We start from the raw sequence: 12460 nt of genomic DNA, 5'->3' as shown, positions 1-12460 counted from the left end.
TCGAGGGGGGGGGGCTCAGACGCCCTTGCGGGCGGCGGCGAGGCGCTGCTCGGCGTCGGCCCAGTTGACGACGTTCCACCAGGCCTTGACGTAGTCGGGTTTGACGTTCTTGTACTGCAGGTAGAACGCGTGCTCCCACATGTCGAGCATGACGATCGGGGTCTGTCCGGCGGGGAGCTGGGACTGCTGGTCGTAGAGCTGGTGGATCAGCAGGCGGGAGCCGAGGGCGTCCCAGGCGAGGATGGCCCAGCCGGAGCCCTGGATGGTGGTGGCGGCGGCGGTGAAGTGGGCCTGGAAGGCGTCGAAGGACCCGAAGTCCTGGTCGAGGGCGGCGGCGAGTTCGCCGGTGGGCTTGTCGCCGCCGTCGGGGGAGAGGTTGTTCCAGAAGATGGAGTGGTTGACGTGGCCGCCGAGGTTGAACGCGAGGGTCTTCTCGAGTCCGACGATGGCGCCGAAGTCGTTCTTGTCGCGGGCGTCGGCGAGTTTGTCGAGGGCGCCGTTGAGGCCCTGGACGTAGGTGTTGTGGTGCTTGGAGTGGTGCAGCTCCATGATCTCGGGCGCGATGTGCGGCGCGAGGGCGTTGTAGTCGTAGGGCAGATCCGGAAGCGTGTACTCGGCCATCGGGAGGGGACCTCCTGGGTTCGGGGATGTGGGGCTCAGCCGCCACTATGTCGCAACAGCCGCTTACCCGCGAAACAAGGTCGCCATGCATGGACGCACCGCGTTGCAGGAGATACTCTGATGCCAGTCGCTTGCAGCAGAGCTGGGGCGGCGACAGCCGGTACCGGTGATCGTTCTGGCAGCTCGACGCCGGGGGCCGACACACGCGACGCGGCGCCGTCGTCCCGGGTGGGTCCGGGGCGGCGGCGCCGCATCGCTCAGGCGACGGCGGTCCCCTCGATCTCGACCATCAGGTCGGGGATCGCCAGGCGAGTCACCCCGAGCACCGTGGTGGCCGGTGCGACCACGGCGGCGCCCAGCCGCGATGCCAGCAGGCCGTAGTGCTGGAAGAGCCGATCGACGTCGGTGGCGTAGACGCCGAGCCGGACGAGGTTCGCCAGGGTCATGCCGGCCGCGCCGAGAACCGCCTCGAGGTTGTCGAGGCTCAGTGCCAGCTGCGCCGCCATGTCACCGGGATGCTCCGGCTTGCCGTCGGCGTTCATCGCGGTCTGCCCCGCGCAGTACAGGGTCCGGCTCGCCCCGGAGACGACCTCGCCCTGGTTGTACCCGAGCTCCGCAGACCACGTCCACGGGTTGACCGCCGTTCGCTCCATCGCCTGACCAGCTCCATTCGATTCATCGACATGTGGTGCGACAATCCGTTGTCGTCGTGCCGATGAGCTTTCCAGCCAATATGTGACATCTCGTGTCGTGTATTCCTCTAGGGTTTTCGCATGCGCGCCGACCGGTTGGTATCGCTGGTCCTGCTGCTGCGGCGACACGGTCGGCTGTCCGCGACCGCCCTGGCCCGTGAGCTGGAGGTGTCCACCCGCACGGTGCTGCGCGACGTCGAGGCGCTGTCGGCGGCCGGTGTCACGGTCTACGCCGAACGCGGCAGGCACGGCGGTTTCGCGTTGCTCCCCGGTCTGCGGACCGAGCTCACCGGGCTGAACCACGACGAGGCACTCGCCCTGCTGATCGCCGGGTCACGGCGCGGCGGGCAGGTGTTCGGTCTCGGATCGGCACTCGCGTCGGCGATGCTGAAGGTCGTCGACGCGCTGCCCGAGAGCTATCGGGACACCGCGGCCGGGGTGGCCGAGCGGCTGCTCGTCGACCCGGAGACCGACCTCCTCTCGCGCCGGCTCGTCGTCGAGGAGGTGCCCGACGCCGTCGTGGCCGCGGTCCGGCGCGCGGTGCTGGCCGGACACCGGCTGCGCATCCACTACGCGGCCGTGGGCCAGGCCCCGGCGTGGCGGACGGTGGACCCGGTCGGGCTGGTCTCCGTGCGCGAGCAGGGCTACCTGCTGGCCACGAGGGCCGGCGAGGACCGCACCTACCGCCTGTCCCGGGTCGTGGCCGCCGAGGAGCTCGCCGAGCCCGCGCAGCGCCCGGACCGGCTGGACCTGGACCGCGCCTGGCAGGAGCGCAGCACGCGGTTCCGTACCGGCGGTGACCAGGTCACCGTGCTGGTGCGGGTCGACCCGGGACGGCGGGAGGAGCTGGTGGGCACCGCGCTGGCCGTCCTCGCCGAGGGAACCGACGCGGACGCCCGCCTGCGGCTGGAGGTGACGTTCCAGGACCCGAGACACGCCGAATGGGCGCTCTGGCAGCTCGGCACGAACGCCGAGGCCCTGTCGCCGCCGTGGTTGCGCGAGGCCCTGCACGGCCGCGCCACGGCGGTCGCCGGCGTGTACGGCGTGGCGCCCTGAGAGCCGTCGGCTCCGGTCGTCGCTCGGTTCGGCTGCCGCGCTCAGGTCGGGCCGACGTGGCGCACGAGCCACGCGGTGAGGATCTCGTCGACGGCCCTGGCCACGGGGAGCTGTGGAGCCGGCTCCAGGCCGGGCTCGTCGGCCAGCGGGTGTGCCAGGTCCGGCACGTCGACCAGCTCGACATCGTCCGGGTTCGCGTACCGCTCGCGGAGTGCTCGGACCAGGTCGGCAGCGTCCGTCCGTGACGCAGGGTGGTCCCGTTCGCCGCTGACCAGGAGCAGCGGCGGTTGCGTCGTGGCGACCCGGGCACGCGCGACGAAGTCCAGGTCGTCGGCGGTGGCGCGCGAGTCGGCGGTCCACCGGTAGGGCTCTCCGAGCAGGCCCTCGGCGAGCGAGACCGCGGTCCGTACCCGCACCGCCGGGTTGACCAGCGCGACCGCCCGGACCGGGGTCCGGCCCGCGGTGAGCACCTGCAGCGCGACGGCTCCACCGAGCGAACCGCCGAGGACGACGACCGGCCCGTCGTCGACCGGCAGCTGCGCGCGCAACGACGCCAGCGCCGCCGGGAACTCGTCCGCGGCCTGGCGCAGGACCGGGGCGAAGTACGCCATCAGTGCATCCCGACGAGCCAGCTCGACGTGGGCGTCGAGCCGACCGTCGACCATGCGCGCGCCGCACAGCGGCATTCCCAGGTGCACCCGCCACGCGGGCACCCCGGCCAGTGGCAGCGCAGCCGCGAACGCCGCGTCGGTGCGGGGTGCGTCCAGCATGTGCCAGGTGACGACCAACGGCGCCGCATCGTGGGTCGCGCCGTCCGACGGTGGCAGCGCGGTGAACGGGACGCCGGCCGCGGTTCCGGTGAACGAGTCCATGTCTCTCCTACGGCTCGTGGTCGGAGTCACCGTAGACAATCCCGATCGGTTGCAGATCTGTTTCCGCCGAGGGCGAAATCGTTCGGGAAACGCTGAGCTGCGCGTGTGTTCTGCCGGCGGTGAACATCGGCCCGGCCGGGCTCGACGATCCCTACGGTCTGCCGTCATGACGGTCACGACGCGCACGGTCGAGTACCCCGCCGACGGACTGACGATGGTCGGGCATCTCGCTCTCCCCTCCGGTGCCGGCCGGCGACCCGCGGTCCTGATCGGGCCCGAGGGAACCGGGCTCAACGACTTCCAACGCCGACGGGCCGACGCCCTCGCCGAGCTCGGGTACGTGGCGTTGGCTTTCGACATCCACGGTGGGCAGTACTTCACCGACCCCGAGCAGATGCTCGCGCGCTGCATGCCACTTCTCGCCGATCCCGACCGGTTGCGAGGTATCGGCCACGCGGCGCTCGACGTGCTGTGTGCCGAACCGCGGACCGCCCCCGACCAGATCGCCGCGATCGGCTACGGCACCGGGGGCGCCGTCGGGTTGGAGCTCGGGCGCGATGGCGTCGAGCTGCGCGCGATCGCGACGGTCAACGCCGTGATGACCGGCCGACCGGGCGATGCGGGCCGGATCCGCTGTCCGGTGTGGGCCGGTGTCGGCTCGGAGGACCCGATCCAGCCGCACGCGCAACGGGCGGCGTTCGCCGCCGAGATGCAGGACGCGGGTGTGGACTGGCGCCTCGTCGTCTACGGCGGCGCGCTCCACGCCTTCCACCACCCGCCGACCAACGCGGACGGCACCGTCTCGACCGACGGCGCGTACGGCCACGCCCTGGTCGCCGGCGTCGGCTACCACCCGCGGCACGCGCAGCGGGCGTGGCGCGACATCGTCGACCTGCTCGCCGAGTGTCTGCCGGTACCGGACTGAGTGGCGGCGGTCGGGGCACGCCCGGGCGGCAGCTGCCACGAAAAGCGACGCTGACCGACGGGAGTGGGTTCCCGCTGGTCAGCGCCGCTTCGAGTGCCTGGGTCAGGCAGCCTGCTTGGTCTCCCAGAAGATCTTGTCGATCTGGGCGATGTGGTCCAGCAGGTCCTGGCCCGTCTTCGGGTCGTTCGAGCCCTTGGTGCCGGCGGCACCGGCGGCCTTGGTGGCCTTGTTGAACAGCTCGTGCAGCTCCGGGTACTTCTCGAAGTGCGGCGGCTTGAAGTAGTCGGTCCACAGCACCCACAGGTGGTGCTTGACCAGGTCGGAGCGCTGCTCCTTGATCTCGATGGCACGCGCGCGGAAGTCCGCGTCGTCGTTGCCCTGGTACTTCTCCTGGATGGCCTTGACGGACTCGGCCTCGATACGTGCCTGGGCCGGGTCGTACACGCCGCAGGGGAGGTCGCAGTGTGCGGTGGCCTCCAGCTGCGGGTGGATGATGCGGGACAGCATCCGCATGGGTCCTCCCTGATGGTGATCGTTCTGGCGTGGACGACCCTACTCCCGTGGCCAGGGCCCGGCAGGACGCGAGGTTGGTCACGGAGACGGCGATCGAGGAGGTGCCCGTGCGCTGGCGCAGGGTCGCGGTGCGGGGCCCGTCGATGTCCCCGACGCTGGCCGACGGCGACGTCGTGCTGGTCAGCTTCGGTGCCACCGTGCGGCCGGGCGAGGTCGTCCTGGTCCGGTGGCCCGCACGGCCCGGGCAGCTGTCGGTCAAACGTGCCGAGCGCCCCGTCGACGACGGCTGGTGGGTCCGCGGGGACAACCCGTTCGGCTCCACCGACTCGCGGACGCTCGGCCCCGCCGCCGTCCTGGCGGTGGCGCGCGCCCGGCTGTGGCCCCGGCCGGGCCGGCTGCCCGCCGCGCCGTCCCGACATGTCTGAGGGCGGGGGAGGGAACCGGGATCGCCCTGCTCCGTCCGGCCCAACGTCGCGTGGCGGCGTCCGGTCGGGCTGCGTAGCTTGCCTGGGACGGGTCCCCAACCGGTGACGCGAGGTCGGGGCGAGGAGGCGTCATGAACGACGCGGACGACGCGGCGCCGGCCGGGGTCGCCGGCGTGGCCACCCGTCGTTTCGGTGACGGCCTCGGGGTCGGCCCGGACCTGGTCGGTGCGGCCGAGGTCGCGGTCACCCAGGCGCTCGCCCCGCTCGACGGCCTCCGTCCCGACCTGCTGGTGTTCTTCGTCTGCCCGGGCGAGGGCGGTGACCTCGGCGAGGCCGAGCGGGCCGGCGCGCGGGTGATGGAGCTGGCCGACGCCCGCGCCTGCGTCGGGGCGACGGCGCACGGCGTGATCGCCGACGGCCGGGGTGTGGAGCGGTCTGCGTCGGTCGCGGTCTGGGCCGCGACGCTGCCCGGCACGGCGCTCACCCCGATACGGCTCACGGCGCGGGACGCCGGGGACGGGACGCTGTCCATCCACGGGATGCCCACCCCGGGGGAGGACGCCGGCGCCGCGATGCTGCTCGCCGACCCGTTCTCGTTCCCGGTCGGCGGCCTGCTGGAGCGGATGAACACGATGCATCCGGGGTTCCCGCTGGTCGGCGGCCTGGCCAGCGCACCGGGCGGGCCCGGTCACAACCGCCTGTTCGCCGACGGCGAGGTGCTGCCCGGCGGCGCGGTCGGCGTCCTGTTCGGCGGTCGGGCGCAGGCCAGGGCCGTGGTCAGCCAGGGCTGCCGGCCGATCGGGCCGCCGATGGTGATCACCCGCACCGAGCGGAACCTGCTGCTCGGCCTCGCCGGTTCACCCGCCGCGACCCGGCTGCGCGAGATCGTCGGTGCGCTGCCGGCCGCCGAGCAGAAGCTGGCGCTGCGCGGGCTGCACGTGGGCGTCGCGATGGACGAGTACGCCGACGAGCACGGGCGCGGCGACTTCCTGATCCGGGCCGTCCTGGGCGTCGAGCAGGAGCGCGACGCCGTCGTCGTCGGCGACGTCCTGGCGGTCGGGCAGACCGTGCGGTTCCAGGTCCGCGACTCGGCCGGGGCCGAGCAGAACCTCACCGAGCTGCTCGCGCGCGCGGTGCGCGCCCGTCCGGCGCAGGGAGCGCTGCTGTTCTCCTGCAACGGTCGCGGCGCGGCCATGTTCGCCCCGGAGGTGGGCGGGGCCGACCATGACGTGCGGGTGGTGCGACGGTCGCTGGATGCCGTTCCGGTGGCCGGCTTCTTCGCCGCGGGCGAGATCGGGCCGGTCGGCGGGCGCAACCACCTGCACGGGTTCACCGCGTCGGTGCTGGTCTTCGACTAACTAGCCGTGGTCGTCGTGCACCGGGACGTCGGGCAGCTCGTCGAGGCCTGCCGGGCGGTCCCCACGCACCCGGGCGTCCGGGGCTAGGACCGGCCGGCGTGCTCCAGTAGGCGGTCGACGAGGGCCGGCGCACGTGCGACGAGGGCGCCCCGGGCGAACAGGGCGTAACCGTAGAGCGGGCCGATGAGGAACTCGAACACGTCCTGCACGGTCGGGACCGGCTCGCCGCGTGTGCGGGCGCGGGAGATCAGCGCCTCGATCTCGTCGACCCGTCCGCGTCGTGCCTGGTCCGGCGGGCGGTCGCCGTCGTCCTCGCCGGAGAGCAGCAGCGAGCCGCGCAGCAGGACCCGGCCCTCGGGCCCGTCGAGGTCCGAGGCCATGCCGGCTCCCCACCGGTGCAGGTCGCCGGTCAGGGTTCCGGTGTCGGGCAGCGGGGAGGTCTCGGCCAGCCGCGCGTCGAGGACCTCGGACAGGAGCGCCCCGAGGTCGCCCCACCGGCGGTAGAGCGTGGACGGTGACGTGCCGGCCCGTTCGGCGATCCCGCCCAGGGTGAGCTGGGCCCACCGATCCTCGGCGAGGAGCGCCCGGGTCGCGGTGTGCACGTCCGCCCGGACGCGCGCGCTGCGGCCGCCGGGACGGCGGCTCGGCTCCGACGTCGTCACATGCGTCAGGCTAGTGCTCGTGTTAAAGCATATTCATATGTTTTAATGGCGGACATGGATGCTCACTACGTCGTCAGCTCGGCGACCCCGATGCTGGTCCCGCTGGTCTGCGCGATCGGGGCGGTGATCTCGGCCGGGCGTGCCCGCCGGCGCGGTGCCCCGGCAGGGGAGACCCTGGAGATCTGGATGCGGTGGTGGTTCCGCGGCGCGATCGCGGTCGGCGCCGCCATCGTGGGGGTGTCGTTCCTGATCGCCCCGGACTTCATGGCGACCACGATCGGCTTCGTGATCGCGAACGACTTCCAGCGCGAGATCGCGTTCGCGAACCTGGGCTTCGCGCTCTCGGCCGTCCTCGCCGTGCGGCTCGGGTTCGGTGCCCGCGCTGCGGTGACGGCCGGGTACGCGGTGTTCATGTGGGGTGCGACGGTCGGGCACATCTGGCAGTCCGTCGTGCTCGGTGACCACGCCCCCGGCAACACCGGCGGGATCCTGGTCTACGACGTGGTCATCCCCGCCGTGGCGCTGGTGCTGGTCGCGGTGCAGTGGCGGACCAGGTCTAGCGCACGGTCCGGAAGAACGCGCGCAGCTCGTCGACGAACGTCTCCGGCTGCTCCAGCGACGCGAAGTGCCCGCCCGCAGGCGGCGTGCTGAACGAGCGCAGGTCGGTGAAGCGGCGCTCGAGCCAGTGCCGGGGCAGGCGCGTCATCTCGTACGGGAACTGCGTCACCGCGGTCGGTACCGTGACCTCGTCCATCCGGCGGCGGGCGAAGCTCTCCCAGTACAGCCGCGCCGAGGATGCGCCGGCCCCGCCCAGCCAGTACATCATCACGTTGTCCAGCAGCCGGTCGCGTCCGATCGCGTTCTCCGGGTGCCCGGCGCAGTCGGTCCAGTCCCAGAACTTCTCGACGATCCACGTGCACTGGGCGCTGGGGGAGTCCACGAGCCCGTAGCCGATGGTCTGTGGGCGGGTGGACTGCTCGGCCGAGTAGCCCCGCCCGAACCGGGCGAAGTTCTGGCCGAACCTCTTCGCGGCCTTCTCGTCCTTGCTCAGTGGCGTGTCGTCGTCCTCGGGGCGTTCGGCCATCGCCAACGTCAGGTGGATACCGACCAGGTGCTCGGGGTCGGCGGTGCCCAGCGCGGAGGTGACCATCGAGCCCCAGTCCCCGCCCTGCGCGGCGTAGCGCTCGTAGCCGAGCCGGTCCATCAGCTGGGCCCAGGCCACCGCGATCCGCTCCACCCCCCAGCCGGACACGGCGGGCTTGCCGCTGAACCCGTAGCCGGGCAGCGTCGGGAGGACGACGTGGAACGCGTCCGCCGGGTCCGGCGGGTCGGTCAGCGCCGGCAGCACGTCCAGGAACTCGACGATCGACCCCGGCCAGCCGTGCGTGAGCAGCAGCGGCAGCGCGTTCTCGTGCCGCGAGCGGGCGTGCACGACGTGGATCTCCACCGAGTCGTCGCCCCCGCCGTCGAGGCCGGTGCGGAACTGCGGCCAGGCGTTGATCTCGGCCTCGACCCGCCGCCAGTCGTAGCGGGTCCGCCAGTACTCGCAGAGCTCCTTCGCGTAGTCCAGCGGGACGCCCTGGGTCCAGCCCTCGACGGTGGCCGGCTCCGGCCAGCGGGTCCGGGCCAGGCGCTCGCGCAGGTCGTCGAGCTCGACGTCCGGGATGTCGATCAGGAAGTCACGCACGCCGTCACCGTGACATGCCGGCCCCTGCAGCGCCGATCCCGCCCTCGCATCGGATCGATCACGATCGCAGGGCTCAGGTGGTGGCACCGAGCGCGCGGCTGATGCCGCGGGCGGCGGCGCGGACGGCGGGGACGTAGGTGTGCGGGTTCGTACCGTCGGCCCGCACCACCACCGACATCGCCGCGACGACCCGCCCGGACCGGTCCCGCACCGGGGCCGCGACCGAGAGGGACACGTCCTCGATCTGCCGGTCGCTGATCACGAACCCGGAGCTGCGGGCCTCACCGAGCGCGGCCCGCACCCGGGCCGGGTCGCACACCGTGTGCGGGGTGAAACGGCGCAACGGCCGGGCGAGCACCTGCTCGACGACGTCCGGCGGGGCGTGCGCGAGCAGCACCAGCCCGACGCCGGTCGCGTGCACCGGCAGCCGCGAGCCGGACCGGGACACGATCGACACCGCGTCCCGGGCGGAGAGCCGCTCCAGGTAGACCACCTCGGCGCCGTCGAGGACGGCCAGCGCGACGTTCTCCCGGGTCACCTCGTGCAGGTCCTCCAGGAACGGCATCGCGCGCTCGCGCAGCATCGTGCTGGCCGGGGCCAGCACCGCGATCTCCCAGAGCCGTAGGCCGACCCGGTAGCGGCCGTCGTCGCCGCGGTCCAGCGCCCCGCCCGCGGCCAGCTCGCCGACGATCCGGTGCGTGGTGGTCAGCGGCAGCCCGGTGCGCCGGGCGATCTCGGTCAGGCCCAGCTCGGGGGCCGCCTCGGTGAACGCGCCGAGCACGTCGAGCACCCGCGCGGTCACCACCGACCGGGGCGCTGCACCAGGGCTCACCGGATCGAGTCTTCCGCAGAACGGAAGCCGGGTCGAGTGCGGACGAGACGCCGGGAGAGGGTGGCGCGATGACGACACGGAGCCCGTCCCGCACGCAGGTCGGCATCGTCGGGGCGGGGCCGGCGGGACTGCTGCTGGCGACGCTCCTGTCCCGCGCCGGGGTGGACGCGGTCGTGCTGGAGTCGCGCAGTCGCGGCTACGTCGAGCAGCGGGTCCGGGCCGGGGTGCTGGAGGCCCCGACCGTCGAGCTGCTGCGCGAGGCCGGGGTCGCCGGGCGCCTGGACCGCGAGGGCATGGCGCACCAGGGCATCTCGCTGCGCTTCGCCACCGACACCGCCGCGCCGCAGACCGACCACCGGATCGACTTCGCCGACCTGGTCGGGCGCGGGATCGTCGTCTACGGCCAGCAGGAGGTCGTCAAGGACCTGATCGCCGACCGTGTCGACTCCCGGGACGAGCCGGTCGAGTTCGAGGTCTCCGACGTCGCGGTGCACGACATCGCGACCGACGCCCCGTCGATCACCTACACCGCCGCCGACGGCAGTGCGCGGACGCTGCGCTGCGACGTGATCGCCGGCTGCGACGGCTCGCACAGCGTCTGCCGCGACGCGTTCCCCACCGACGCGCTGCAGATCGCCGAGAGGATCTACCCGTTCGGCTGGCTCGGCGTCCTGGCGAAGGCGGCACCCACGCAGGACGAGCTCGTCTACGCCAATCACGACCGCGGCTTCGCGCTCTACTCGATGCGCAGCCCCGAGGTCACCCGGCTCTACCTGCAGGTCCCCGCGGACGAGAACGCGGGCGACTGGTCGTCCTCGCGGATCTGGGACGAGCTGGGGACCCGCCTGGCCTGCGAGGGCTTCACGATGAACACCGGCGAGTTCCTGGAGAAGCCGAGCGTGACCGGCATGCGCAGCATGGTCGCCGAGCCGATGCGCCACGGGCGGCTGTTCCTGGCCGGCGACGCCGCGCACATCGTGCCGCCGACCGGGGCCAAGGGCATGAACCTCGCGATCGCCGACGTCCGGGTGCTCGCCGACGCCCTCACCACGTTCTTCGACGGCGGTGGCGAGACCGGCCTGGACGAGTACTCCGCGACCTGCCTGCGCCGGGTCTGGCGGGCCGAGCACTTCTCCTGGTGGATGACCTCGATGCTGCACCGCTTCGACGAGTCCGACCCGAACGGGGACGCCTTCGGCCGGGCCCTGCAGCTGTCCCAGCTGCGCTACACGGCCACCTCGCGGGCGGCCGCCACCAGCCTCGCCGAGAACTACGTGGGCCTGCCGCACGGCTCGGTCTGAGAGAAGCCTGCGGAACGAACATCCGAGCTGATCCCCGGAAGGACGACGATGACCACCACGCAACGGCTCGCGGGATACCCGCCTGCCCCCGCGGGCACGAACCCGCCCCTGGGCTTCGAGGGTTACCGCAGCACCGGGCTGCGCGCGCCGTCGCAGGCCCCGGTCGTGCTGCCGCACCGGCTCACCGAGGTGACCGGCCCGCTGCTGCCGGGCCCGATCGGACCGAACGACCACGACCTGACCACGCAGCACGAGGGGGAGGCCCAGGGTCAGCGCATCGTCGTGTTCGGGCGGGTCCTCGACTCCGGCGGCCGCGCGGTGCCCGACACCCTCGTCGAGGTCTGGCAGGCCAACGCCGCCGGGCGCTACCGGCACGCCCGCGACAACTGGCCCGCACCGCTGGACCCGAACTTCTCCGGCGGCGGCCGGGTGCTCACCGACGCCCACGGGAACTACTCGTTCACCACGATCAAGCCGGGCGCCTACCCGTGGGGCAACCACCACAACGCCTGGCGTCCCGCGCACATCCACTTCTCGCTGTTCGGGCACGCCTTCCCGCAGCGCCTGGTGACCCAGATGTACTTCCCGGACGACCCGCTGTTCGCCCAGGACCCGATCTTCAACTCGGTCTCCGAGGACGCGCGGCGCCGGATGGTGTCGACGTTCGACCTGGACGCCACCCGCCCGGAGTGGGCGCTGGCGTTCCGGTTCGACATCGTGCTGCGCGGCCGGGAGCAGAGCGTCTTCGAGGAGCCGCACGCATGAGCCACCCCACCGAGCTCGGACTCACCCCCTCGCAGACCGTCGGGCCCTACCTGGCGCTCGGGCTGACCTGGCAGGCCGGCGCGGACGTGGTCCCGCACGGGACACCCGGCGAGATCCTGATCGGGGGCACCGTGCGCGACGGCGCCGGTGAGATCGTCACCGACGCGATGGTCGAGACCTGGCAGGCCGACCCGGACGGCCGGTTCGACCACCCGGACGACCCGCGCGGCGCCGTCGCGCCCTCGGTACCCGGCTTCCGCGGGTTCGGCCGGGCCGCGACCGACACGCAGGGCCGCTGGGAGGTCCGCACCGTCAAGCCGGGGGCGCTGCCCGCGGAGGACGGTGCCGTCGAGGCCCCGCACCTGACCGTGTCGGTGTTCGCCCGCGGCCTGCTCGACCGGGTGGTCACCCGCATCTACTTCCCGGACGAGGCGGACGCCAACGCCGCCGACCCGCTGCTGGCGACGGTCCCGGCCGGGCGCCGCGACACGCTCGTCGCGGTACCCGACGGCCCGGGCCGGTTGCGGTTCGACGTCCGGCTGCAGGGCGAGGGGGAGACGGTCTTCCTCGCCTGCTGAGCGTTCCCTGAAGTTCCGCCCCGCGCTCGCCATGCCCGATCCGGGTGTTCCCGCTGGTACGGCGGCGTGATCCTGCTCCCGGACCGGGCGGGCGCCCGGTTGGTGATGATCCGGATGGGGTATATCTGCGAACAACGTCCACGGACGGCGGCGGCACCGGCCGCCGGCACACC

15 protein-coding genes are annotated in these 12460 nt (G+C 72.9%); 8 read left to right on the top strand and 7 right to left on the bottom strand.

Annotated elements, in window-relative coordinates; translation table 11 throughout:
• Positions 1–15: 15 nt before the first annotated feature.
• Both I4I78_RS08640 and I4I78_RS08635 read right to left on the bottom strand, forming a co-directional pair.
• Positions 16–621 (bottom strand): superoxide dismutase, encoded by a 606-nt coding sequence (locus I4I78_RS08640; protein WP_218610709.1) that lies wholly within the window; start codon positions 619–621, stop codon positions 16–18.
• A gap of 257 nt (positions 622–878) precedes the next feature.
• The gene (locus I4I78_RS08635) at positions 879–1274 is read right to left on the bottom strand and encodes a RidA family protein (RefSeq protein WP_218610708.1); all 396 of its coding nucleotides are present in this window, start codon (positions 1272–1274) and stop codon (positions 879–881) included.
• A 120-nt stretch (positions 1275–1394) separates the two neighbouring features.
• On the opposite strand from I4I78_RS08635, the gene I4I78_RS08630 reads away from it, so the two are divergent.
• Positions 1395–2369, top strand: coding sequence for a YafY family protein (locus tag I4I78_RS08630; protein ID WP_218610707.1), 975 nt, complete (start codon positions 1395–1397; stop codon positions 2367–2369).
• Positions 2370–2410: 41 nt separating this feature from the next.
• On the opposite strand, the gene I4I78_RS08625 is transcribed toward I4I78_RS08630, so the two are convergent.
• Positions 2411–3241 (bottom strand): S9 family peptidase, encoded by an 831-nt coding sequence (locus tag I4I78_RS08625; RefSeq protein WP_218610706.1) that lies wholly within the window; start codon positions 3239–3241, stop codon positions 2411–2413.
• 166 nt (positions 3242–3407) lie between these two features.
• Here I4I78_RS08625 and I4I78_RS08620 point away from each other — a divergent pair, with 166 nt between their 5' ends.
• Positions 3408–4166 carry a dienelactone hydrolase family protein gene (locus I4I78_RS08620; RefSeq protein ID WP_218610705.1) on the top strand — a complete coding sequence of 253 codons (759 nt, stop codon included), beginning with the start codon at positions 3408–3410 and terminating at the stop codon, positions 4164–4166.
• Positions 4167–4268: 102 nt separating this feature from the next.
• On the opposite strand, the gene sodN is transcribed toward I4I78_RS08620, so the two are convergent.
• Positions 4269–4673, bottom strand: a complete 405-nt coding sequence (gene sodN / locus I4I78_RS08615) for a superoxide dismutase, Ni (protein ID WP_218610723.1) — start codon at positions 4671–4673, stop codon at positions 4269–4271.
• Positions 4674–4726: 53 nt separating this feature from the next.
• On the opposite strand from sodN, the gene I4I78_RS08610 reads away from it, so the two are divergent.
• A complete protein-coding gene (locus tag I4I78_RS08610; RefSeq protein WP_308251979.1) occupies positions 4727–5104 on the top strand; it encodes a S26 family signal peptidase in 378 nt (125 codons plus the stop codon).
• A gap of 131 nt (positions 5105–5235) precedes the next feature.
• Positions 5236–6462, top strand: coding sequence for an FIST N-terminal domain-containing protein (locus I4I78_RS08605; protein ID WP_218610704.1), 1227 nt, complete (start codon positions 5236–5238; stop codon positions 6460–6462).
• 83 nt (positions 6463–6545) lie between these two features.
• Here I4I78_RS08605 and I4I78_RS08600 read toward each other — a convergent pair whose 3' ends face one another.
• Positions 6546–7124: a TetR/AcrR family transcriptional regulator gene (locus I4I78_RS08600; RefSeq protein ID WP_218610703.1), complete on the bottom strand. Its 579-nt coding sequence runs from the start codon at positions 7122–7124 to the stop codon at positions 6546–6548.
• Between the two features lie 54 nt (positions 7125–7178).
• Here I4I78_RS08600 and I4I78_RS08595 point away from each other — a divergent pair, with 54 nt between their 5' ends.
• Positions 7179–7775, top strand: a complete 597-nt coding sequence (locus I4I78_RS08595; protein WP_218610702.1) for a DUF6790 family protein — start codon at positions 7179–7181, stop codon at positions 7773–7775.
• On the opposite strand, the gene I4I78_RS08590 is transcribed toward I4I78_RS08595, so the two are convergent.
• Positions 7681–8811: an epoxide hydrolase family protein gene (locus I4I78_RS08590; RefSeq protein WP_218610701.1), complete on the bottom strand. Its 1131-nt coding sequence runs from the start codon at positions 8809–8811 to the stop codon at positions 7681–7683. The two genes, I4I78_RS08595 and I4I78_RS08590, sit on opposite strands and share 95 nt — an antisense overlap.
• A 73-nt stretch (positions 8812–8884) precedes the next feature.
• Entirely contained in the window at positions 8885–9643 is a 759-nt protein-coding gene (locus tag I4I78_RS08585; protein WP_218610700.1) for an IclR family transcriptional regulator, read from the bottom strand.
• Between the two features lie 68 nt (positions 9644–9711).
• On the opposite strand from I4I78_RS08585, the gene I4I78_RS08580 reads away from it, so the two are divergent.
• The 3 genes from I4I78_RS08580 to pcaG are packed head-to-tail and all read left to right on the top strand — an operon-like array spanning position 9712 to position 12287.
• Entirely contained in the window at positions 9712–10944 is a 1233-nt protein-coding gene (locus tag I4I78_RS08580; RefSeq protein WP_218610699.1) for a 4-hydroxybenzoate 3-monooxygenase, read from the top strand.
• A gap of 48 nt (positions 10945–10992) precedes the next feature.
• Positions 10993–11709 (top strand): protocatechuate 3,4-dioxygenase subunit beta, encoded by a 717-nt coding sequence (gene pcaH, locus I4I78_RS08575; RefSeq protein WP_218610698.1) that lies wholly within the window; start codon positions 10993–10995, stop codon positions 11707–11709.
• On the top strand, positions 11706–12287 hold the full coding sequence (pcaG, locus tag I4I78_RS08570; protein ID WP_218610697.1) for a protocatechuate 3,4-dioxygenase subunit alpha: 582 nt from the start codon (positions 11706–11708) through the stop codon (positions 12285–12287). Before pcaH ends, pcaG begins: the two co-directional genes overlap by 4 nt.
• The last annotated feature ends 173 nt before the right edge of the window (positions 12288–12460 follow it).

Origin of the sequence: Pseudonocardia sp. KRD291, assembly GCF_019263595.1 — a bacterium.
GTDB lineage: Bacteria > Actinomycetota > Actinomycetes > Mycobacteriales > Pseudonocardiaceae > Pseudonocardia.
Note: the sequence above shows the minus strand (reverse complement) of the source record. Positions and strands in the feature narration are given on the sequence as shown.

Excerpts from the sequence above, each read along its gene's own strand:
- I4I78_RS08580 (WP_218610699.1), top strand. The coding sequence starts at position 9,712 with ATGACGACACGGAGCCCGTCCCGCACGCAGGTCGGCATCGTCGGGGCG.
- pcaH (WP_218610698.1), top strand. The coding sequence starts at position 10,993 with ATGACCACCACGCAACGGCTCGCGGGATACCCGCCTGCCCCCGCGGGC.
- I4I78_RS08635 (WP_218610708.1), bottom strand. The coding sequence starts at position 1,274 with ATGGAGCGAACGGCGGTCAACCCGTGGACGTGGTCTGCGGAGCTCGGG.
- I4I78_RS08620 (WP_218610705.1), top strand. The coding sequence starts at position 3,408 with ATGACGGTCACGACGCGCACGGTCGAGTACCCCGCCGACGGACTGACG.
- I4I78_RS08605 (WP_218610704.1), top strand. The coding sequence starts at position 5,236 with ATGAACGACGCGGACGACGCGGCGCCGGCCGGGGTCGCCGGCGTGGCC.
- I4I78_RS08630 (WP_218610707.1), top strand. The coding sequence starts at position 1,395 with ATGCGCGCCGACCGGTTGGTATCGCTGGTCCTGCTGCTGCGGCGACAC.
- sodN (WP_218610723.1), bottom strand. The coding sequence starts at position 4,673 with ATGCTGTCCCGCATCATCCACCCGCAGCTGGAGGCCACCGCACACTGC.
- I4I78_RS08625 (WP_218610706.1), bottom strand. The coding sequence starts at position 3,241 with ATGGACTCGTTCACCGGAACCGCGGCCGGCGTCCCGTTCACCGCGCTG.
- pcaG (WP_218610697.1), top strand. The coding sequence starts at position 11,706 with ATGAGCCACCCCACCGAGCTCGGACTCACCCCCTCGCAGACCGTCGGG.
- I4I78_RS08595 (WP_218610702.1), top strand. The coding sequence starts at position 7,179 with ATGGATGCTCACTACGTCGTCAGCTCGGCGACCCCGATGCTGGTCCCG.
- I4I78_RS08640 (WP_218610709.1), bottom strand. The coding sequence starts at position 621 with ATGGCCGAGTACACGCTTCCGGATCTGCCCTACGACTACAACGCCCTC.